This is a genomic window from Sporosarcina sp. SG10008 (assembly GCF_044569405.1).
Taxonomy (GTDB): domain Bacteria; phylum Bacillota; class Bacilli; order Bacillales_A; family Planococcaceae; genus Sporosarcina; species Sporosarcina psychrophila.
The window spans coordinates 1,762,865-1,785,095 of record NZ_CP172607.1; the positions used below are offsets into that span (position 1 = coordinate 1,762,865).

At 37.6% G+C, this 22,231-nt stretch carries 21 protein-coding genes and 3 pseudogenes; 6 read left to right on the forward strand and 18 right to left on the reverse strand.

The genetic code is table 11. The annotated features are described in order from the left end of the window. Positions 1-3: 3 nt before the first annotated feature. The 12 genes and pseudogenes from ACGLYD_RS08470 to ACGLYD_RS08525 all read right to left on the reverse strand — a co-directional run bounded on the left by ACGLYD_RS08470 (position 4) and on the right by ACGLYD_RS08525 (position 12,716). Entirely contained in the window at positions 4-1,818 is a 1,815-nt protein-coding gene (locus tag ACGLYD_RS08470; RefSeq protein WP_399632391.1) for an ABC transporter permease subunit, read from the reverse strand. Beyond that, a complete protein-coding gene (locus ACGLYD_RS08475) occupies positions 1,772-2,659 on the reverse strand; it encodes a branched-chain amino acid ABC transporter permease (protein ID WP_067209413.1) in 888 nt (295 codons plus the stop codon). The genes ACGLYD_RS08470 and ACGLYD_RS08475 overlap by 47 nt, the downstream gene beginning before the upstream one ends. Positions 2,660-2,696: 37 nt before the next feature. Then, positions 2,697-3,440, reverse strand: coding sequence for an SDR family NAD(P)-dependent oxidoreductase (locus ACGLYD_RS08480; RefSeq protein WP_399632394.1), 744 nt, complete (start codon positions 3,438-3,440; stop codon positions 2,697-2,699). A 270-nt stretch (positions 3,441-3,710) separates the two neighbouring features. Continuing rightward, positions 3,711-4,925, reverse strand: a complete 1,215-nt coding sequence (locus ACGLYD_RS08485; RefSeq protein ID WP_342538243.1) for an ABC transporter substrate-binding protein — start codon at positions 4,923-4,925, stop codon at positions 3,711-3,713. Between the two features lie 319 nt (positions 4,926-5,244). After that, on the reverse strand, positions 5,245-6,429 hold the full coding sequence (locus tag ACGLYD_RS08490) for an acetyl-CoA C-acetyltransferase (RefSeq protein ID WP_399632397.1): 1,185 nt from the start codon (positions 6,427-6,429) through the stop codon (positions 5,245-5,247). After that, positions 6,426-7,391 carry a 3-hydroxyacyl-CoA dehydrogenase family protein gene (locus ACGLYD_RS08495; protein WP_399632400.1) on the reverse strand — a complete coding sequence of 322 codons (966 nt, stop codon included), beginning with the start codon at positions 7,389-7,391 and terminating at the stop codon, positions 6,426-6,428. Before ACGLYD_RS08495 ends, ACGLYD_RS08490 begins: the two co-directional genes overlap by 4 nt. A gap of 52 nt (positions 7,392-7,443) precedes the next feature. After that, complete coding sequence (locus tag ACGLYD_RS08500; protein ID WP_342538246.1) at positions 7,444-8,097, reverse strand: 3-oxoacid CoA-transferase subunit B; 654 nt, start codon at positions 8,095-8,097, stop codon at positions 7,444-7,446. Beyond that, the gene (locus ACGLYD_RS08505) at positions 8,084-8,770 is read right to left on the reverse strand and encodes a CoA transferase subunit A (RefSeq protein WP_342538247.1); all 687 of its coding nucleotides are present in this window, start codon (positions 8,768-8,770) and stop codon (positions 8,084-8,086) included. The genes ACGLYD_RS08500 and ACGLYD_RS08505 overlap by 14 nt, the downstream gene beginning before the upstream one ends. A gap of 997 nt (positions 8,771-9,767) precedes the next feature. Further along, positions 9,768-10,400 carry a type 1 glutamine amidotransferase family protein gene (locus tag ACGLYD_RS08510; RefSeq protein WP_067209427.1) on the reverse strand — a complete coding sequence of 211 codons (633 nt, stop codon included), beginning with the start codon at positions 10,398-10,400 and terminating at the stop codon, positions 9,768-9,770. 72 nt (positions 10,401-10,472) lie between these two features. After that, entirely contained in the window at positions 10,473-11,438 is a 966-nt protein-coding gene (locus ACGLYD_RS08515; protein ID WP_399632404.1) for a helix-turn-helix transcriptional regulator, read from the reverse strand. A gap of 99 nt (positions 11,439-11,537) precedes the next feature. Beyond that, positions 11,538-11,901: pseudogene (locus ACGLYD_RS08520) on the reverse strand (DUF6262 family protein). Positions 11,902-12,047: 146 nt separating this feature from the next. Continuing rightward, complete coding sequence (locus ACGLYD_RS08525) at positions 12,048-12,716, reverse strand: DNA alkylation repair protein (RefSeq protein ID WP_399632407.1); 669 nt, start codon at positions 12,714-12,716, stop codon at positions 12,048-12,050. Between the two features lie 237 nt (positions 12,717-12,953). Between ACGLYD_RS08525 and ACGLYD_RS08530 the strand changes: the two genes are divergently transcribed. Together ACGLYD_RS08530 and ACGLYD_RS08535 are read left to right on the forward strand one after the other, a co-directional pair. Next, a complete protein-coding gene (locus ACGLYD_RS08530; protein ID WP_399632409.1) occupies positions 12,954-13,193 on the forward strand; it encodes a hypothetical protein in 240 nt (79 codons plus the stop codon). A gap of 12 nt (positions 13,194-13,205) precedes the next feature. Next, complete coding sequence (locus ACGLYD_RS08535) at positions 13,206-13,433, forward strand: tyrosine-type recombinase/integrase (RefSeq protein ID WP_082786575.1); 228 nt, start codon at positions 13,206-13,208, stop codon at positions 13,431-13,433. Positions 13,434-13,569: 136 nt separating this feature from the next. Here the strand turns inward: ACGLYD_RS08535 and ACGLYD_RS08540 are convergent, their stop codons facing one another. The 5 genes from ACGLYD_RS08540 to ACGLYD_RS08560 all read right to left on the reverse strand — a co-directional run bounded on the left by ACGLYD_RS08540 (position 13,570) and on the right by ACGLYD_RS08560 (position 17,791). Beyond that, positions 13,570-13,815 (reverse strand): hypothetical protein, encoded by a 246-nt coding sequence (locus ACGLYD_RS08540; RefSeq protein WP_067209436.1) that lies wholly within the window; start codon positions 13,813-13,815, stop codon positions 13,570-13,572. Positions 13,816-14,656: 841 nt separating this feature from the next. Then, positions 14,657-15,067, reverse strand: coding sequence for a MarR family winged helix-turn-helix transcriptional regulator (locus ACGLYD_RS08545; protein ID WP_067209437.1), 411 nt, complete (start codon positions 15,065-15,067; stop codon positions 14,657-14,659). A 145-nt stretch (positions 15,068-15,212) separates the two neighbouring features. Then, on the reverse strand, positions 15,213-15,596 hold the full coding sequence (locus tag ACGLYD_RS08550; protein WP_067209440.1) for a sporulation protein: 384 nt from the start codon (positions 15,594-15,596) through the stop codon (positions 15,213-15,215). 3 nt (positions 15,597-15,599) lie between these two features. Then, complete coding sequence (locus tag ACGLYD_RS08555) at positions 15,600-16,805, reverse strand: AI-2E family transporter (protein ID WP_187044880.1); 1,206 nt, start codon at positions 16,803-16,805, stop codon at positions 15,600-15,602. Between the two features lie 26 nt (positions 16,806-16,831). Next, positions 16,832-17,791 (reverse strand): LCP family protein, encoded by a 960-nt coding sequence (locus tag ACGLYD_RS08560; protein WP_067209453.1) that lies wholly within the window; start codon positions 17,789-17,791, stop codon positions 16,832-16,834. Between the two features lie 256 nt (positions 17,792-18,047). On the opposite strand from ACGLYD_RS08560, the gene ACGLYD_RS08565 reads away from it, so the two are divergent. After that, entirely contained in the window at positions 18,048-18,146 is a 99-nt protein-coding gene (locus ACGLYD_RS08565) for a YjcZ family sporulation protein (RefSeq protein WP_082786576.1), read from the forward strand. A gap of 165 nt (positions 18,147-18,311) precedes the next feature. Further along, the gene (msrA, locus tag ACGLYD_RS08570; RefSeq protein ID WP_338656621.1) at positions 18,312-18,842 is read left to right on the forward strand and encodes a peptide-methionine (S)-S-oxide reductase MsrA; all 531 of its coding nucleotides are present in this window, start codon (positions 18,312-18,314) and stop codon (positions 18,840-18,842) included. A 217-nt stretch (positions 18,843-19,059) separates the two neighbouring features. On the opposite strand, the gene ACGLYD_RS08575 is transcribed toward msrA, so the two are convergent. After that, a complete protein-coding gene (locus ACGLYD_RS08575; RefSeq protein WP_255428430.1) occupies positions 19,060-19,578 on the reverse strand; it encodes an NUDIX hydrolase in 519 nt (172 codons plus the stop codon). 86 nt (positions 19,579-19,664) lie between these two features. Between ACGLYD_RS08575 and ACGLYD_RS08580 the strand changes: the two are divergent. Together ACGLYD_RS08580 and ACGLYD_RS08585 are read left to right on the forward strand one after the other, a co-directional pair. Beyond that, positions 19,665-20,695, forward strand: a pseudogene (locus ACGLYD_RS08580) (IS30 family transposase). 90 nt (positions 20,696-20,785) lie between these two features. After that, positions 20,786-21,557, forward strand: a pseudogene (locus ACGLYD_RS08585) (alpha/beta fold hydrolase). Positions 21,558-22,231 lie beyond the last annotated feature (674 nt).

Consider the following 22,231-nt stretch of genomic DNA (forward strand, 5'->3'; position numbering starts at 1 on the left):
GTTTCACGCCCCTTCACCCAAATAAGCGTTTCTGACAACTTGATTGGAATTTATGCTTGCCGGATCACCCTCAGCTATTTTTTTGCCATAATCAAGTACTGTAATATAATCGGATATTTCCATTACTAAATCCATGTGATGTTCAATCATCAAAACGGTAATCCCAGCCTCCCGGACTTTATTAAGCAACTTAGAAAACTCCATAGTCTCTGTATCTGAAAGGCCAGCACATGGTTCATCTAGTACTAGAAGTTCTGGTTTCATACTCAGAGCTCGCGCCAGTTCTAATAACTTCTGTTGGCCCGCTGAAAGGCTTTCCGGTTCATTATTCGCTTGATTACTTAGATCTATTAAATCAAGGTAATCCATTGCTTCATAAATTGATTTTCTTTCTTCATTCTTCATTTTCCTTGTACGGAACATGGTATCGGTCAGTGAATAGCTATAAAATAGACGTCCCCCCATTGCAACATTATCAACCACCGAAAGATTGTTAAAGAGTCTCACATGTTGAAATGTTCTCGAGATCCCCTGCCTAACTAGATCAATAATACTTTTACCTGTAATGTCCTTATCATTAAAAATAACCATTCCTGTTGATGGCTTATCAACTCCAGTAATTATGTTTAAAGTTGTGGTCTTGCCGGCACCATTCGGACCAATTAGTGAGTGAACCGTCCCTCTTTTAATCGTCATGTTTAGATTTTCTACAGCTGTATGTCCCCCAAATTTCTTAGTAAGATTCTCGATAATTAAAATATCATCATTATCAAAATTATTACCATTACTCACAACATTCCGCTTAATATCAAATACTTTTTGGTCCCTTTTTTCCATAATATATTGATTATCATCTATTTCTCTAAAATGCTTCTTAATGGTTCCTGCGATACCCGCCGGAAGTACTTGTGGGATTATGACAAGAAGAGCGCCATAGACAATCTGTTTCAAGTCAGGTGCTGCATTAAATAATTCTGGTATCATCGTAGCAATGATAGCACCGACTATTGGACCACTCAGAGTCCCTTGTCCACCCAAAACCACCATCAAAAGAATGAATACTGTAAATTGAAAACTGAAGGTATCAGGGCTTAAATAGCCACTATAACTAGCATAAATACCTCCGGCTATTCCAGCCAGTAATGAACTAAAAAAGTAGCCTATTATTCTATATTTACTAAAGTTAATTCCGACCCCGGCTGCTGCAATCTCATTGTCTGTCATTGCAATTAAATCTCTACCCCATCGACTTTTAACGATGTTCCTCTGTACGATAACACAAATTACTACTATTAGTAATATGAAATAGTACTTTTGAAGGGTATCTAGAGTGAATCCGAAAATATTCCAAGTAGGGACGAATAGCCCCTGTGAACCACCAGTAAACCAGGTCCATTCATTAAACACTCGATGCGCCATTTCTAGTAAACCAATACTTATAAGAGCTAGGTAATGGTGTTTTACTTTAGATGCCGGAAGGGAAACTAGCAAACCCACTAAAGCAGCTGCTAGTGCCCCTGCTATAAGTCCCACGAAAAACGGCATGTTGTAGGCGGTAATGGCCACTGCTGAAACATATGCCCCAACACCAAAATGTGCGGCAAAAGCAAAAGAAGTTATACCACTAAAGCCTGCAGAAATGTTATATCCAATTGCTAGGATAATATATATGAATATTAAACTTACTAATCGCAAGTAGTAGCTACCTGCCATTAGTGGAATAACTAAACTAATCAATAAAAGAGCAACCCAAAGGATAGTGAAATAAATTCTATATTTTTTCTGCGCTGAAGTTGCCTTTATTGAAAATTTTGGCACCTAATATCCCTCCCGGTAAAACTATAATGAATATAATCATAACTAAAAAGATAACGGCATCTTTTAATCCACCAGGGATCATCGTTCCAACAATTCCCTCTAACAAACCTAAGGTAATCCCACCAACAAACGCTCCTTTGGTATTACCTAAACCTCCGATTAACGCTGCTGCGAAAGCCTTGATACCAACTGCATATGTCATTGTATAGCTAGCAAAAGTTATGGGTGCAATAAGTGCACCTGCTATTGCCGCAACACCACCTGATATCGCGAAACAGGTCAACACAACGACATTACTTCGAATACCCATGATTCTTGCTGTATCCGGTTTATAAGATACAGCCCTAACAGCTCTACCAAAACTAGTTTTCTGAATTACAAATTGATAAACTATACCTATCGATATTGCAATGATAATCATCATGATTTCGTGCAACATAATATTTGCACCGAAAATACGGATATCCTGACCATCAAAAAGGAATGGGAAAGCTTTTGGTTCCGTTCCGAATAGCATTCGGGCAATATTGTCTATAATGATACTTGCACCGAAGAGAGTTACAATCCAACTTGAATTTTTCGATAAATCTCCTAATCTTTCGACCGCTGTCTTATAAATCAATATACTTAGTAATATGTTAATAAGTATTGCTAACAAAATAGCAACTAAGTAATTCATATTAAAAGCACTTATGAACCAGTAGCTTGTCATGGCTCCTATCATAATAACGGAGCCATGTGCAAAGTTAATGATACGTGTTGTAGAATAAATTATACCTATGGCAAGCGCCATTAAGGCATACATGCTTCCATTAGCAAGAGCAAATATTAGTTCCTGCATATATACTCTCCTCTCCTCTCTTATCTTCCCAGTCTCATCATGTTGTAGCAGCGCCACTTACAATTATGCATTGCCCTGATAAGAAGCTTGCATCATCACTAGAAAGGAAAGACACAACACTGGCAATTTCATTAGGTTTTCCAAGTCTTCCTAAGGGGGTGTTCTTTATATGTTCATCCATAATTTCCTTTGGGACAGTTTTATACATGTCTGTTTCAATATAACCAGGAGCAACGCAGTTCACGATAATATTCTTTGGTCCCCCTTCCTTCGCCAGAGTTTTTGAAAAGCCAATTAATCCTGCTTTTGATGTTGCGTAATTAGCCTGACCTACATTACCAAATGCAGATATGGACGAGATGTTTACAATCTTTCCGATGGCTTTATTCCTCATAATGGGTATAACGTGTTTACAAAGGTAATATGCACCTTTAAGATTTACATTTATAACAGCATCCCAAGCCTCCTCTGACATCTTGTGAAACATACTGTCCTGTGTAATACCAGCATTATTGACAAGTATGTCAATAGTACCGAAATGTTCCTTAGCTTGAGAGACAGCTATTTCTACTTGTTTTTCATTTGATACATCACACTGAATGGGCAGAACTTTAGCACCACTATTATCGAGTCTTGAAATCATTTCTTTCGCCATGTTCAGATCATATTCAAGTACTGCAATACCTGCAATACCATCCTTTAGAAAACGATTAACTATAGATTCACCGATACCTTTACCACCCCCAGTAACAATTGCGTATTTACTTTTTAATTTCCCCATAATATTACCCTCCCAAAAATTAAACCGAATTTCATCTCTGAATTCTATTTTCCAAATGATCACGGCTTCAAAATTTAAACTTATATAAGATTTTCTTTTATTGATTTCCTGGTCATATATAAAGGATAAGTCTCCCACTTACATAAAACCCAAGTTAAGTTGGCCTCCCCAAATTCCTTCACTACCCTAATACTGCTCATCATTGTCAGCTAACCAGATAAAGAAGGATCACATTAAAAATTAAGGAGACCGACATCATATAGTTCTAAACTATTTTTTTATATAAAGATCCCCATTAAACATTTCTGAGATGCTGGCCATATCCAATTCTGCTAAAGGGTATCCCTCGTGAGATTCCTCCGAAAAGGCATATTGTTTTACAAAAACCGATTCGAATTCCTCCACACTATTTTCCAATACCTTTTTAACTTCATCGGTATCAGTTGTACCTGCTTTTTCAATTGCCCACTTTAGTAAATAAACTGCCTCATAACTTGGTACTACGGAAGTAGGGTTTGTATCACGTTTTTCATATTCGCCGTATTCATTAATAATATTTTGATATATCTCCCAATATTTTGGCTCTAACTCTGTTTTACCAGAAGCCACTGCCCAGTTGTTCATAGAAATAACTGACACTTTATTAGCTCCAGGGCCAGCCAGTTCCTTAAAGTTTGGCATGGCCACTCCTGTATAGCCTAAAATATTCAATTTATCAATATAGTCGATTCGTTCCAGAGACCTTACAATCTTTGCCCCGTCAGCTCCTAAGGTCCAGAACAGTGCAACATCTGCGTTAGCCTCTTTTATTTTTTGTGCGATAGGCGTCATGTCTGGATCATCCGACTTATAAGTAGCTATTATAGTAGGCTCAACGCCATATTCTTTTAGCGTCTCTTCCATAACAGCAATTCCATCCACGCCAAGGGCAGAGGTATCAGCAACCAAAGCAATATTCTTATATTTTTTCTCTACTGCAATTTTGACAAGAGCCTTTGCCTGTGTAGCATTAGACGGCGTTATTCTAAAAGCATAGGGATTGTCTTTGCTGATAAGATTTGTACCTGTCGCTACTGGCAACATAGAAATAACTTTACTTTCCTGAAGATATGCCATTGAAGCTGCTGCTGGAGTCGAATTTGTAGGTCCAATCAGAAAGTTTGCCTTTTCCTTGTCCACTAATTCCTCCACAAATGTTTTGGATTTTGTCGGGTCAGCCTCATCATCACGTGTGGCGATTCTCACCTGAGCGCCCATGATACCTCCATTCTCATTAATTTCTTTTACCGCAAGTTCTACTCCTTGTGACTGCGCTTTCCCAAGTACAGCACTTGTTCCACTCATCGCTCCGATATTACCAATTACTATTTCACTAGGTGAACTATTACCTTCTTTAGGTGAACTACTACCTTCTTTTTCATTACTACAAGCGGTAACAAGTAATAAAACGCTTAAAAGAATTGAACTAACAAGTTTTTTTCTCATCTTAATCCCCCTCATTTTTTTCTGATAACAAAGTTAAGTTTAGTATTAAGAAATATTCTGTGACCAACAAATATATCCAAGATACCAATCCCAAAAGCGTGTAAACCCTTACATAATAATCAGCCTCCTTACTATTTACTGAGAGTTGATCACTAGCGTCGCATAAAAAACAACATCTGCGATTGATGAGTTAATGCCTTTCCACACGCCTAATCTAACGAAAACGCTTTCATCATTAGCAACCAAATACATTTTCTTCATACATATTGCCATCGATTGCAATTAGCACTTATGTTTTTATTTGATAGAATTGAATTATTTAAGCCTCAGTATTTTCAATAATAATGGCAATACCTTGTCCACCACCGATACAAAGTGAAGCTAGACCATACTTAGCTCCTCTTTTCTTTAACTCTAAAGCTAATGAATATGTAATACGGGTCCCGCTTGAGCCGACCGGATGGCCTAGAGCAATAGCACCTCCATTAACATTAACTTTACTCGCATCAAGTCCTAATTCTTTAATTACCGCTAAAGACTGAGCTGCAAAAGCTTCATTTAGCTCAAATAAATCAATATCTTCAAGTGTTAAACCTGCTTTTTCTAAAGCTTTTTTGCTAGCTGGTACAGGACCAATTCCCATAATACTAGGATCTACCCCTGCAACGCCCCACGAGACAATTTTCGCAAGCGGTTTTATATTATGTTCGTATATATATTCCTCAGATGCCAATAATACAGCAGCCGCCCCATCGTTAATTCCACTAGCATTACCTGGCGTGACAGTTCCCTCCTTCTTAAAAGCAGGCATCAACTTGGCTAAACCTTCTACAGATGTGCCTTCACGAATATGCTCATCCCTATCAAAGATGATTTCCTCACCTTTTCTACCTTTTAATCTAACCGGGACGATTTCTTCTGCAAAACGACCACTATTTCTTGCAGCAATTGCCTTGTTTTGTGAATCTACGGAAAATTGATCCTGTTCTTCACGCGAAATCGAATATTTTGTTGCTAGGTTCTCAGCCGTCATTCCCATTCCACATCCAACATGATTATCTGTTAACGTCTCCCATAACATGTCCTCAACAATTGGCGCCTTGTTTGGTGATCCAAAACGTGTACTTCTTAATACATGTGGGGATAAGCTCATATTTTCTGTCCCACCCGCTACGATTACATTTGCATCCCCTAAAGCAATGGACTGTGCCCCAGATACAATCGACTGTAAACCTGATCCGCAAAGTCGATTTAATGTTAATGCCGAAGATTTCTCTTCTAAACCACTTTTTAAGCCAATATGTCGAGCCAAATACGCTGAATTTTTATTCGTTTGAATGATGTTACCAAATATAATTTCATCAATATCCGTAACTGGAATACTACTTCGCTTAATCGCCTGTGTTGTTGCGATCACTCCTAAATCGACTTCGCTAATATCCTTTAAAGATCCTCCAAAGGTACCAAATGCAGTTCTTGCACCATCAATAATATAAGTATTCATTTATTAGCTTCCTCCTTTTGCTTTTTTAAACTTGGATAGGTACTTAGTAAATGTTTAATTAAGTCCGTATCACGTTCAATAACATAACCATCAAGGCCCTTGCCTGGATAGTTGTAAAATCCTTGTCCAGACTTCACACCAAATGCACCTGCCTCAATTCGATCATCAATAATTTTGTAACTTCGGTCACTCGATTCAATTTTGGACTGTAATTCGCGAATGGTTATGTTCCAAATATCTAGCCCACCAAAATCCATAATTTTCATTAAACCACTAGAAGAAAATCTAAAACCAGGACCGGCGAAAATAGCTGTATCGAGATCTTTTTCACTGACCACGCCATCTTCAACTAAGGAAAGTGCCTCTCTTGCAAGTGCTATCTGAATCCGATTAGCAACAAGGCCAGCTACTTCTTTTTTAACTTCAATCGTTACTTTATTATTCACTTCTAAAAAATCTTTTACTTCATTAAATACCTTATCATCTGTCTCTTCAGTTCTTAAAAGTTCTACAAGAGGAACGATATGGGCTGGATTGAAAAAGTGTGTCAACATTACTCTATCTTTGTGCTTCTCAACATTCACAGTAATTTCTGAAAGTCGTAAACTCGACGTGTTAGAAGCTAGAATTGTTTGTTCCCCGCAAATAACATCTAATTCTTGAAAGATCCTTTGTTTCAATGCTAAATTTTCTGAAATACTTTCGATGATGAAATCACGGTCTGCCAAATCATTTAATTTTGTTGTAAATGTTATATTGGACATAACTTCTTCAACACTTATAGGAATGTTATATCCCTCTTCACGAAATATTTTTAAGTAAATACCGAATTTCCCCTTCGCAATATCAAGCGCTTCTTCAGATAGATCACATAACATCGTCTTCGTTCCATTAAGTGCAAATTGAAAAGCAATCCCAAAACCCATCGTACCAGCGCCAAGAATTCCAACTTGTTTAATCAAAACGTTTCACCCTTTCCTACTGAATAGAACTTAATCTCAATAACCAAGCTTTCTATCGTTCTAGTACCTTGTCCTTCAAATACGTTAATTCGAAGCCCACTTTCTCACTTAATGCTTCAATAGTGATATCTTCAAGTATTTCAACCACTTTAACACCATTTTCAGTAAATTTAAAAACAGCATATTCAGAAACTAATAAGTCTACCCGCCTTATACCACTTGTGTTATATGTTAGATTTTTGACGAGCTTAGATTCTCCATGTTTGTTAAATAATGTTGCCGCGACAATGACTTTCTTAGCTCCTATTAATAAATCCATCGCCCCACCAACACCTAGAATTGGTTGATTCGGAACCGCCCAATTAGCAATTTCTCCGTTTATATCAACCTGCAACACTCCTAGTATTGCAACATCTACATGACCACCGCGAATGAGTCCAAAAGAGTCAGCACTACTAAAAAATGAAGAACCTTTTAAAATACTCACTGGCTCCTTACCTGCACTAATTAGATCTATGTCAATCTTCTCCTCTATGGGTGAAGGCCCCATGCCTAGCAGCCCGTTCTCCGACTGTAAGTAAATCTTCCTACCTCCTAAATACTCGGTAACTAAAGTAGGTATGCCAATTCCTAAATTTACAATTTGTCCTTCTTCTAACTCTTCTGAAATGCGTTTGGCGATTAAATACCTTTTATTTTGAACCAACGTATGTGCCACCTTTCTTTACATATTTACTTTCAATAATGTAATCTACATAAGCGTGTGGTGTCACAATATATTCTGGGTCTAATTCTCCAACATCGACAATCTCATCCACCTCGGCGATGACAATTTTACCAGCCGTCGCAATCATAGGATTAAAGTTTCTCGCAGTCGTGTGGTAAATTAAGTTACCTAGTTTATCTGCTTTCTTAGCTCTAACTAGTGAAACATCTCCCTTAATGGCCTTTTCAAAAATATAACGTTCTCCATCAATTTCACGCTCTTCCTTACCTTTAGCCAGCTCTGTTCCTACAGCTGTTTTTGTATAGAATCCGCCAATGCCCGCACCGCCAGCTCTAAGCGCCTCAGCAAGTGTTCCTTGGGGTATTAATTCAATTTCTAATTCACCATTTTGCCAAGCAATTACTGCTTCTTTGTTCGTTGTAAAAAATGACCCAATCGCTTTCTTAATTTTCCCTTGCATGAATAATTTGTGTAAGCCTTGACCGTCATCTCCCAAATTGTTACTTACAATTGTCAAATTCTTGATGTCAGTTTCCAATAACTCATCTAAAATTGTTAATGGGGTTCCCGACAAACCGAATCCGCCAACTAATAACTTATCGCCACTTTTAACTAAATCCCTTAATTCCTCTTTTTCAATTACCTTTTTCATTTTTCATCCCCCTTGAGAAAGTGTTTTCTTGTGATTGATGATTAGTTGCTAAAGATTCAGTTGCAATAAATAAAGTCTGTCAGTAAACAGATGCATTCTAATTACTAGACTAGAGTCTAGTTGGACTGTGGTCTAATTGTACTTTAACCGGGAAGATTCTGTCAATATGAATTTTGATTTTTTAAAAAAATTAATCAATTTAAAGGTGTGTAATTTTAATAAATCAAAGAGAAACAGAGTTTTAAGGATTTATTAAAGAGACGAATGATAGGGCGAATAACTTTTGACATAAGCATACTTCCCTCAGATTGAAGCAGGGGGCAGTCGTACAAGATATCCAAGAGCGATTAGGTCATTCAGACATCAATATATTAATACAACAATTCACATTTACGCTAATATGACCAAAAAACATCGAAGAAAAGACCTTTTGTGAGTTCAGTGAACTTACAAAAGATCTTCTCTAAATAGCAGTTTAATATCGTATTGAAATTTGAAGAAGACATTACTCTAATTCTCACCTTACAAATCCTTACATATCAAGGGTTCAAGGTTCTTCTTACATCATGCCGCCCGTAAGGTGAAAGTGTGTAATATCTTTAACGATGTGTTCTAAAAGTACGGTATATCAAAGTTTTAGCTAATCAGAGGTGTAACATCTTTAACGAGAATTAAGCGTTTTTCATTTGATTGCGTGAGCAAAATGTTAGCATCTATTCACACTCTCTTCCTTTGCGGAGTGTTCATAATATCAAGAGTAAAGTGAAAAAATATTTTGACAGCAACCTCTTTGCTTTGACTACATGACTTCAAAGTCGGCATAATTAAATTACTTATTTTATGAAAAACAGGTAAAAAGAATGAAAGATCAAGTTGCATTTATACTGCTTCTTAAGGTCTTTATTTTAAGTTATATACAAAAACCATGCTTTAGACATCGTCTAAAGCATGGTTTTTATTTAAACTAATATTAAACTGCTAAGTTGATTTTTTTAGCTCATCTACTTATTGAGTCTATTAACTGGAAAAAATATTCGGGTTTATGAGTCTTATTTAGGTTATACCATGAATGCAATGTATCTGGTGCAAATACATCTAATTTCTTCATTACTTCCATCGCAAATTCCAGAGGAGCTACCCCTGATGCAGTAACCAAATTCTCGCCAGATACTACAGGTTCCATCTCATAAAATTTTTCTCCTTTATAATTAGGACAGACCATTTTAATATACTCTAAGTCATTACTTGTATGCTTTCTAGAATCTAGGTATCCAACATTCGCTAGTCCCTCAGTTGCACCACAAATTGCAGCAACAATAGTGCCTAGCTTTAAAGCCTCGCCAATTTTTTTCAAAATAGGTTGATGAATATCTTCTCCCCAAGTATTCCCTCCAGGTAAAATTATAAGATCCGTACTCTCAAGAGTACACTCATCAAGGGAAATATCTGGTTTTATGCTCAGTCCTCCCATTGTAGTAATAATTTCTTTATTAGCTCCTACTGTAATTACTTTTAATGGTGCTAAATCTTTTTTGAAATATCTTCCTGAGTTTAGTTCAGCAATTAAATATCCATATTCCCAGTCCGACATTGTATTAAATACATAAAGAAAAACTTTTTTTGTTTGCATCCAATAACACTCCAATCACATTTAATATAGCCAAATATAACATAACTTCCCTGACACCTAGCGTCAGGGAAGTTAACAAATTTGATGAAATTTTATTAATTCCGACAAAACTTCAACCAGTCTTTTCTTAAGACTGATTGGCTCAATAACTCGAATAGATTTACCGTACGGTAAAAGCAAATAAGGTACATATGTATGTATCATATCTTTCTCAAGGAGAAATACTGCTTGATTTGAAGTCCACTCTTGTAAATAATGTCCTAAAAACCAATGTTGGCAAATATCACCCAATGCCCTTTTATCTCCATTAATAACCAAAGAAATAATCCCTTCCTTATCTTCTATAGTTGGAACAAGGTTTTTCATAAAGAAGTCACGTGCTGAAAAATTTTCTGGTCGGTTAAACTTATTTTCGGTTAACATTAGACTTTCCATTCGATCTACTCTAAAACTACGGATATCATTCCTAAGATGACAAAATCCAATCACATACCACTTATTATTCCAATAAATAATCCTGTACGGATCCACCAATCTATACTTTGATTGCCCTTCGCCACTTTTATAGTATAGAATTTTTACAGAGTATCCGTCAGCTACGGCCTGCTCCAATTCCTTCAAAAAAGGTTCCATAGCGAGGGAACTTAATCGACTTATTACTACAAGACTAGTTAAATGTTGATTTATCTTTGTTTCCTGCTCTTGATTCGAATATTTTCTTAGCTTTGAAATAGCCCTATTTAGTGCTTCACCTCCATAATATCCCGCTTCTTCTGCAAAAATAGCAGCGTGAAATAGCGAGGTTTGCTCCTCAAAATCAAAAAAAAGTGGAGCTTCAATAAAATTGTTCAATAAAGTGTACCCACCGTTATGTCCTGCGTCTGAAATTATAGGTACACCACTTATTGAAAGTGTATCAATATAACGATATACAGTTCTTATATTCATCTCTAGCTTTTCTGAAATTTGTTTTGCAGTAATTTTTTCACCTGAACTAAGCATCCATAGAATTACTAGTACATTGTCAATTTTAGCCACAGAATCCACCTCTATATGGAAATAGTTTTATTTTAAAATCACACTAAAAACACTACCTATTCATTGAATTTCTATTTAAAAGTAAGAAAACCGAAAAAGCTAAAACAACTTACCATGTAATTTTTGAACTTGATCTTTTAATTGTTTGTTCTCTTCTTCTAGTGCCTTTATACGTTTTTTTAAGGTCTTTATTAATACTTCCTCTGAACGGACACTTTTACTAGTTTTTCGCGGGTTTAACTCACTCATTTGCATCCCTTAATGTCTCCACTCTAGTTCTAATATCTTTTTGTTTGTAAAGCCATGACTTTGAAACATTTGCTTTTTGTGCAACGGAATTAAAATTAATCTTCTCTTTTTTCAATGTCATCTCTGAAATTGTATTTTCAACCTTAATTCTTGTCTTCTCCGACTTTTCTTTGGATAGTTGAATTATGGCAGTTGTGTTACTCTTTCTAGTCATCTCAATTCGTCTCCTTTAAAGAATGAATAGATGCCAAAACGCGTTTTTTTCTTTATTTTCCGGTCCAAGCCTATTACAATTTTCATATTGAGGCTTTGAATTCCTTTATTTTTTGCATCAAACCCTAATGAATTTTTCAGAGGTAACTAATTATTAAGTCGTTTGTTAACTTCAATCCTAATGAACTCTGGCAAATAGCTGGGAGTACATCCTTTTGCTACTATTTCATCTTTGTAAAGACCCGTTTTCTCACCAAGTTTAATACAACGTGCGCGATTCTTTTCATCATAAACGCCTATCCAGCCTGCGGTGAAATTCATAGCCCATTGAACTTCCGCTTCTTCCTGCGTAATATTAGCTTCTAATGCAGATAGCAAGTCTGCGGTGTTATCAGGCGGTGTTTGTCCAGTCCATCTCAATCGCCCTTGATAATACCAGAAAGCTCGCCTTTGAAGAGCAGAAGGACTATTTCCCCATGACTCCATCAATGCAATTTTCTTCTTGTCTTTGGTGAGCTGATTAGCCATTAACCAATCCATTAAGTTATTTCGCTCATCAAAAGTGTGAGTTTGCATATCCTTATCAAGCTTATTTAGCACATCTTGTGAAAGAAGTTTTTTGTCCATAATTAAGATTGCTAATAGTCTGGGCAAGAACTCTTCGGTTGACCAAAGTTCCACAGCTAGTTCGTGATCTTTTTTAATGTCCTTCGCGATTTTTCGTAAGTCGCCTAGCTTAGTTTTACTATTGATCTGAGGGAGAATGTTTTCTGCTTTTGATGAGCGTTTTATTTCTGTACCTTTATTTTCATTCATTTTATACAACTCCTTTATTAAAGCATTGTTTCTTAATATGTCCTTGACAGGATATATCAAGAACTTAATTTCGTTATAAGTCTCATTGCAGTGGTGTGCCTCCAAAGTTTACCTTTTTTAATATTGTAGCATATATCGTATTAAAGCTTTCTCCACCTATAATAGAAAAGCAACCTTCTTTAATATAAGTAATAACATTTAATTCATTTTAATTGGAAACGAAATCAGTTTCAGTTGGTGACACCAAAAACGAAAAAATCTAGACAGAAAATTGTTGTGGATGAAGATGTGATCAAAGCTTTGAGCCTTCACAAAGAAACTCAAGCAAAAACCATTCAGCAGTTAGGTGATGCTTACAATAATCAAGACCTCATCTTTGCTAAAACAGAGAGACATCCAAGATATCCTATCGTCATTAAAATGGTACAACTCAGGATAGCTAGACTTATTGCAATCACAAAATTAAACAAAGACTAGACACCTCACTCATTGAGACATACACACACTTCACTTTTAGCAGAAGCAGGTGTCGCACTCGAACAAATCATGGGTAGACTTGCCCATTCAGATGATCAAATCACCAAGAATGTTTATCTCCACGTAACACAAGAAAAGAAAAAAGAATGTTCCCAAAAGTTTACACAACTCATGAGAAGCCTCGATAATAATCCTCTATGTAAGAAAAAAACTCTTTTAACCTATATTGCCCCGCTGTAAGTAGCTTTCTGATTTCTACATTCATTACCTTGGAAATCATCCAAAACAATTCCGTTCTCTATTGTTTATCCCAGCAAAGCAAGGGCGTACGTTCTCATCAGATTTTAACAAAGCTACACCTAAAAAAGAGTAACGATTACTCGTCACTCTTCTCTACAGTGTTTTTAGCACTTGAATACAATCCTGAGGCTGATAACCCTAACATTGCACCAACTAATATACCCTGTTTTAAATCAAAGTCAGCCACATAAATCACACCTACAGCAATACCGATTACTAAAGCGATAAACGGCAACACTTTTTTACTCACGCCAGCCCTTTTAAACAACTCCACAATCCCCAATATCAGAGGAATTAAGACTACATCGTAAACTTCAAACATTTAATCACCTCTTTCCCTTCTACTATTTTATGAACTACTCGTCCTTTCGGTAACGGCCTATTTCCTGTATTTCCATTGAATGTTTTGCCACAACAAAGCTACCATTACTACAATGTGGACTCCTACAGTCACTGTGCCGTTCAACATACAATATCGTCTTACCCCCTTATCGAACTTGTAATAAGCCGAATTAGCGGATTCTAAAGCTCCAGTCATGTCATTTTTAGCCATTGTGCTAAAAAAAGTCTTAATGCCCGTTAGATGATCATTTTAACGTCTCCGTCAGCCATTCCATCACTCCTTATTTTGGGTAATTAAAAAGAACGCCTGATTAGACGTTCTTGATTTGTCCCTTACTATTCTTTTTGAAGTCCCTCTTTTTTTACTACTGATAAATTAATCGCGAATTCTTTCTTCACAAACTTATTACGAAATTCAGCAAGCGAGATTTAAAGCAAAAGCTATAAAAACCTTATAATAGTGTTTGGTGACAGCTATTCAAACCGTCACTTAAACACATTTCGTTAATAAAAAGACCATGAATGAACGGCTAGAAATGTATGAACCCTTTCCTTTATCAATCTTATTAAAAAGGTCTGTCCATAAATTATTCTTAATACGTAAACACCAAGTAGTTAGTAACTCGTATACATATAAAGAATAGTTGCACTCTACAAATAATTAGCAAAACCAACCTACCCTCATGAAAAAAGCGAAGTTATTCACTTGCATTTTGCAAATTATTTACCTCATCTATTTACATGCCGCAATTTATCGACAATTTAATCACTTGCAAAATGCAAATTTCGCACATAGTAATCCCCTCATCCCTGATTACTACTTAGTTCCCTCGCAGCTTTACCTCCAATACATGCATAGAGCGAAGGACTGTTTCACGTTCAAAGTCATTCATAGAAGCCAAGGCATTCTCCATTTTGGAAGCAATGATTCCATTGATGGCCACCACCATGTCACTGCCCTTTCCAGTTAACGACAATAAATATATTCTCCGGTCTCCTTCATAAGGAGTTCGGACGACCAGCTCTTTCTTCTCCAACGTACCAATCTGTCTGGAAAACGTCGTGATGTCCATACCGACAGCTTCAGCCACCATTTGCATGGACGGTTTATTCATTAATGAAATCTCATAAAGTATTGAACTTTGAACGATTGAAATCACATTGCAACTCGACTTATGAATGCCACGCATGCTTTTAGATAACGAGTGAAAAATAGGAATGATTTTTTCCATTAATGAATTCCCCCCACCAACTCTTTCTACAATTATACAGCAAGAAAAGTATAAGTAACTGTATTGATAGAAAATTCAATCCCTTGCATATGAGTGGCTTTGGCGAAATGCAAAAACGCGTCCATATAGTTGGACGCGTTGGATATCATGTATATGTAATTTCGCCTTCATCTTGGATATCAATTCCATTTTTGAGATGAACCGTGGTCTTTAAAATAAGCGTTTGGATTCGAGTTTCCGATTCGCTCTCCCATCGCTCGTCAGGTACCATTTCAAACGAAATCATCCATGTTTCTTTTGATTTGATGTCACTCATTATTTCAATAGATTGTTTTGCAATAATCACTTCATCAATTTCCGACCGTTTCAACAACTCAATCACAATAAAATCGACGAGTTCATCACTGGCATCCCCATCGATATAAACCGTGCCGGAAAGTGTTTCACCAAAAGCGACATTCGGTCCATCGACGTTTGTATTAACGGTCATTTCTCCATATTCAATCGTTGATAAAAACTGCCTTACCATGTTCTATTCCCCCAATCTTCGACCATCCGGATCTTCATAATATAAGCCTTCAGCAGCTACATGTTTATTATACCGTATTTTGAACAATTTAAATAAATGTGTTACCCCAACTTTAATGAGTGCATATCCCGGGATTCCGAGAACGACACCGGGCACACCGAACAACGATCCTGCAGTGAGTAAAACAAAAATGATAGTGACCGGATGTGTATGCAATGATTTCCCCATAATTTGCGGTGAAATAAACTTCCCTTCGATGAGTTGAACAATTGTCCAAACGATTGCTAACTTGATAAGCATGAAGGGCGATGCCACAGCGATAATGACTGCAGGAGTAATTGCGATAAGCGGTCCTAGGTACGGGACGACACTTGTAAACATTGCAATGACACCGAGCAGTAACGCGTATTTCATTCCGATGATAAGAAACCCAATTGAAACCATGACACCAATGCAAATCGCGACAAGAATTTGCCCCTGGATATAAGAACTAATTTGGTGATCCGCATCGCGAAGAATGGTTTTAGCGTCATTACGCATGTGCGGAGGCAGCATCTGAACAAAGTAACGTGGCAGCTTCTCCCCATCTTTCAATAAATAGAAGAGAATAAAGGGCACCGTAATAATTGCAAGAACAAAACCAGTTAAAGCAGAAATGAAAGAACTAAGACCACTTGCAATTCCACCGACCGCATCCGTGAAATACTTTCCGATATCCCCTTGCCCAGATTCAAGGATATTTTTTACATTAATATCCAAACTTTCATAATAAGAAGCGAAAATCGATGTTCTTAAAAACTCATCGATTTTCAGCACCATCTGGCTGAAATATGTAGGGAAGTCTTCGACAAGGTTATTAAACTGTATTTTCAAGAATGGAAATACCATAAAGACCAGCAAGGTGATAAGACCCATGGCTCCGATGAATAGAATTAATATACCCCAGATTCGTGGTATTTTGATTTTTTCTAATAAACGTAAGATGGGCCTTAGTAAGTAATAAGCAATTGTTGCAAGAATGACTGGCAATACTACCGTCGAGAAAAAGACAGTAATCGGATAAAAAATGAAAGAAATCCGATTAAAAATAAGTATGATTAAGCCAATCAATAATAGTGAAATGAGAACAAACAACGTGCTACGCCCACCTAAAAAACGAATTATATTCGAAATCGGTTTATTTCTATTCTCATCAGCTTCCATGGGCATCCTCTACTCTCGTCAAGTTTGTGCTATTAATCCAACTTCATATTAAGGAATTTTGAGATCGCCTCTTTATTTTTCACTTTATCCACTTCAATAACAGATCCAGCGTGTGGATACGAATTAAATGAATAGGATCCCTCTATTGGAACAGTCATCGTTTCAACTTCTGCACCTTTTTTCATTATAAGGGAGATTGCACGTGAAATTTCGTCTTTTGACGTTAAGTCCGTATTGATGAAACCTGATAACGCTCCTGCAAGCTTCGGCACATTTGCAATCATTCCTGGTCGCATCGCTTCGTCCTTCATCGCAGAGATTACTTCTTGTTGTCGTGCAACTCGACCAAAATCACCTTCTTCATCTGCACGAAAACGCGCATAGCCAAGTAATTCCTTGCCGTTCAACTGTTTTTTTCCTGGCATAAGTGTAACGCCAATCTTTTCTGACATTTCTTTTTTAACATCAATCTCTACTCCGCCTGGAAACGCAATATCAACAATCGATTCAAAGTTAGCAAAATCAACAATTGCATAGTGATGAATAGGGACACCAAACATCCCTGTTATCGTGTCTTTCGTAGTCTGCAGTTTGCCGAGATAATAGGCGGTATTTAACTTATACGACTTGTATGCTGGAATCTCCGCATAAATATCACGCATAAATGAAATCACCCGTATCTTCCCAGCACCCTTATCCCAAGATAGCACCATCATCGTATCTGTCCGCGATTTCCCACTGCCATCATCGTCCACACCGAGCAGTAAGTAATTTTCAACGGATGTATACTTCGGATCTGTAGCATCCCCTTTAAACGGACCCGGGTCAATCCCATTGTTTTTTGCCAACGATTTCCCCGCATTGTATTCAGTATATGAATACAACCCAGCTCCGATAAAACAGAGTGTGACTATTAAAAAGATGACCCTGCCGATGCGAAGTTTTTTCTTTCTTCTTCTTTTCGGTACTGGCCCTTCATAATGTTCTTCCATTATTGATTCCTCCAAAAAGTGATATCTCCATTAGGACGAACAGGAAGTCTCTTGGTTGCGTCTAATTATTTCAATTATAACACGATGGGCCCTTGAGGTTAACCTTAACTATTTTTTGCGCGGATCTAGGTCTGTTAATGTAGTTATATCCATTAATATTTATTCTATAATGGTCGATTTACAACAGTTCCCCACTCCCCCCATTACATCCCTGCATATGTTACATAGATGTTGGTGAAGAAAGGTGGTGTAAGATATGGGACGTGAACATGGTGGTGGAGAAGGTAGCTCGTTTGCTTTGCTTGTTGTGCTTTTTATACTATTGATAATCATTGGCGCAAGCTTCATCTATTAATATAAAAAATAATCCAATCTCAACCGCTCATTAGCATCTCTCAACTGTAAGAGCGCTTAGTAGGCGCTCTTTTTGCTGTTGTACTAAACAGAGGCAAACAACTATTTTCTACTATTCTAATTATGATACAATTTACTTATATGCAATGAAAGGGTGTTGGTAACGATGACTAAAGAAATAGTTGAAAAAGCCACATTTGCTGGTGGTTGTTTTTGGTGTATGGTGAAACCATTTAAAGAGTGGGACGGTATCCACGACGTCGTATCCGGTTATATGGGAGGACATGTTGTGAATCCTACATATGAAGATGTCAAAAAGGGCGACTCTGGTCATTTAGAGGTCGTCGAAATCACATATAATCCATCCGTTTTTTCCTATGATAAATTGCTGGATGTATTTTGGCAGCAAATCGACCCGACCGATGCAGATGGACAATTCCAAGACCGCGGACATTCATATTCAACAGCTATCTTCTATTATACAGATGAGCAGCGTCAAATTGCCGAAACGTCTAAAGATAAACTTGGTGCAAGCGGTACATTCTCTAAACCGATTGTGACACCAATCCGTCCCACTGAAACATTTTACCGTGCAGAAGACTATCACCAGGATTATCACGCAAAAGAACAAGAGCATTACGAAGAAGACCGCGCACTTTCTGGTCGGGATGAATTTATCGCAGGGCACTGGTCGTAACAGTAAGAACTGGAGTGCCCGACAATGTATTTCGTTAAACTACTAGCAATTTCTATGATATTCTTTATTTTTGGGATTAAAGCAGGACTTCCAAGCTAAGTCCCATCATATATGTAAAAAACTGAATAATGAGCGCTTATCAAAGTACTCATTATTTAGTTTTTCCTGTTCTAAAAGAATAATCAATTTTACTAGAATTAAGATTGATAAACTTCTATTATTTAACTACAAAATGTTGGATATACGGCGTCATATCTTTTAAAACGGCACGTAAACATTCAGGGTATAATGCGACTTCATTCAGTTCTTTGATTGGTGTCCATTTAAATATTAATCGCTCGCCTTCAATGCCATGAAAAGGGGCTTCGTTATATGAAGATGGATTCCCCTTTGATGTTATCGCATAATAAAAGCCAATTTCATGAAAATCTCTCCCGCCATGTTCAAAGAAATTCTCGATGACCAAAGCCATTCGGTCCACATGCACGTCAATTCCCAATTCTTCACGAAATTCCCTTTTAAGGCTGCTTTGCGAATCCTCCGCAATTTCAACTCTTCCCCCAGGAAGAGACCATTGCGACTCATTTACATCCCGATGTAATAAAACATGCCCATTTTCAATCCAAATTCCAGCTACTCGATAATTAAATACAGCTTTTTCAGTTTTAAATACAACATCCATGAATTTCATTCCCTTCAAGTCAAGCTTTCTTATTTTGACTAGTTGTATAATCAAATGCAACAACCTTAAAACATGAAAAGCCACAGACAAACCGTGTATGATTAGGTCGACTAAAACACAATCAATACGGAGGTTTATCTATGGCACAAACACATTCTACCACATTTAAACGCACCTATAAACGAGGCATGATTGCAGCGCTTCACGGCGAAGGGAAAATCCATGCAGGACATCTCAAACTCGATCGACTATGACCGTAGTATAATCTGGCGTGAATTAAAGCGTGGTACCGTAACACAGTTGAAAACCGGCCGCACCATGTACGAAGCCCACTTCCCAGAGACAGCCCAAGTCAAATACCAAGAAAATCAGAAAGCTTGCGGTGCCAAACCCAAGCTTGATGAAACCATTGAATTTATCAAGTTTGTAGAGGCTAAGATATTGTATGATGAGTGGTCACCCGACGACGTCTGCGGATTTGCGTAGCGCAACAATCTCTTTGATAAGGCACGCGTTTGTACAAAAACATTTTACAACTATATTGAGCTCAGACTCATCACTGTCAAAAATATTGATTTACCTATGAAGGTTCGCCTAAACACAAAAACAAAAAGAAGCCGGGTAAACAAGCGTGTTCTTGGTCAGAGTATCGAAGAACGCCCGACTGAAGTCGAGGATCGTGAAGTATTCGGCGATTGGGAAATATTCGGCGATTGGGAAATCGATACTGCCATCGGAAAGAAGAGCCAGGACGAGGCACTTTTCACAATTACTGAACGTAAAACCCGTAAGGAGATCACCTTAAGGATTCTTGCCAAGAGTAGCTAAGTGGTAAGTGCTGCTTTCTGTGAACTACGAGACTAACTTCGCAAAGCTGTTTAAAACAATTATCGCTGATAACGGATCCGAATTCTCCGAACTTAATACTTCCGTCTTCCGTGAAGGTACAGAGGTCTTCTTTGCCCATCCCTATACATCTTGCGAACGTGGAACGGATGAGGACCATAATGGATTAATCCATCGTTTTATCCCGAAGTGGAAAACAATCACTTCAGTTTCTGAAGATACAATTTGCTATGCAGAAAACTAGTGTAATCGCCTGCCTAGAAAGATTCTTGGGTATCAAACGCCTGATGAATGCTTCTTAGAAGAACTCTCCAATATAGCTTGAGTAACGGTTCGTCTGTACTTTCATGATTTATTGCATTTAAGGTAGAAAAATTAATAGTGTTTAGCTTATAATTTAAATGGGTGATTAAAAGTGACTATTCAACGTAAAAAGTTAATTGATACCTGCGATAACCGCAGGCTGTACAGTAAATATTCACAAAAAAGTACACCGAGCGTAATTTTCATAGCTGGATTAGGCGATAGTTGTGAGACTTGGAACGAGGTCCAAGGCCGAATATCTCAGGAAACATCTACCTTTTCTTACGACAGGGCGGGTGTTGGCAGGAGCCGTGTGACATCCGCCCCGCACTTGCCTTGATCTGGTAGAGGAGCTTTCCGAATTGTTGCTAGAGCTTGAGGTCCAACCGCCCTATGTATTGGTGGGGCATTCTTTTGGCGGTTTGGTCGCCAGATTGTATGCAAGCCTTTATCCGCAGGTCATTTCCGGTATAGTTTTGGTTGATGCTGCGCCCGAATATAAAGAGCTTGCGTATGAAAAGGTTTTGCCTGAAAAGTTGGTTGCAGGAAATAGGGAATATTTCGAGAATCCTATGTTAAATAGTGAGAAGATCGATAAGGTACAGAGTTATAAACAAATCGTTGATTATTTCCGAATAAGTGACATTCCTCTCTCAATTATCACAAGAGGCTTACCGGATAAGAGTGACGGGGAATGGCCTGATAAGGAAATACTGGAAATTGAGCAAAGGCTGCAAGTAGATTTCCAGTGGCTGTCAACGTCAAGCAAACACCGGATTGCTGGTCGGAGCGGACATTATATTCATCACGATGAACCGGAAATTGTGATCGAGGAGATTATTATAATGCTGAAGGGGATGGGAAAGCAAACGATGCAAGGATGAAATTTATGTTGGACCTTCAAATAATTAATAGTGAGCATTACCGGCCTTGTGAAGGTGAGTTGCTGCAGGATTTCGTAACTCTGATGTGGAAGAAACAATCCGTTACGCCGAGGACTGGCGCAACCGTCTACCTAGAAAGATTCTAGACTACCGCACGCCATAAGAGTGCTTGTTAGAAGAACTCGCTAACATCGCCTGAGTCATGGTTAATGGGGACTTTTATGTTTTGTTGCATTTAATATTACATTTTACGTAAAAATAATAGCAATAGTATCGGAAAGTAAAGATAAGTATTAAGTAAACGTATGCGTCAAACTATGCCCAACTAAAAAATGCCTACTCAGAACTGAAATAACTAATCCAGGTAAGCATTTTTTATTATTCGATGTCGGTTTGAAATAATTCGTAATGGACGATATCATCTCGATTCAATATTTTTTTGACTTTTGGTTTTTCTATAGGAAAACCAAGACCTAGAATTGCAACAATTTTAGGTCTGACGGGATGTTTAAAGCTTCCCTCACATCTGTTTCACGAACCCTCGACTCTTCTGCATCCTCTGAATGATAGACAGCATCAAACCCAACGCCGAGCTGTAGATCCGTTGCAGCTAACCACATAAATGCTGTCGCGATGGATGCATCTTGCAGCCACTATTTACTGATACCAGGTCG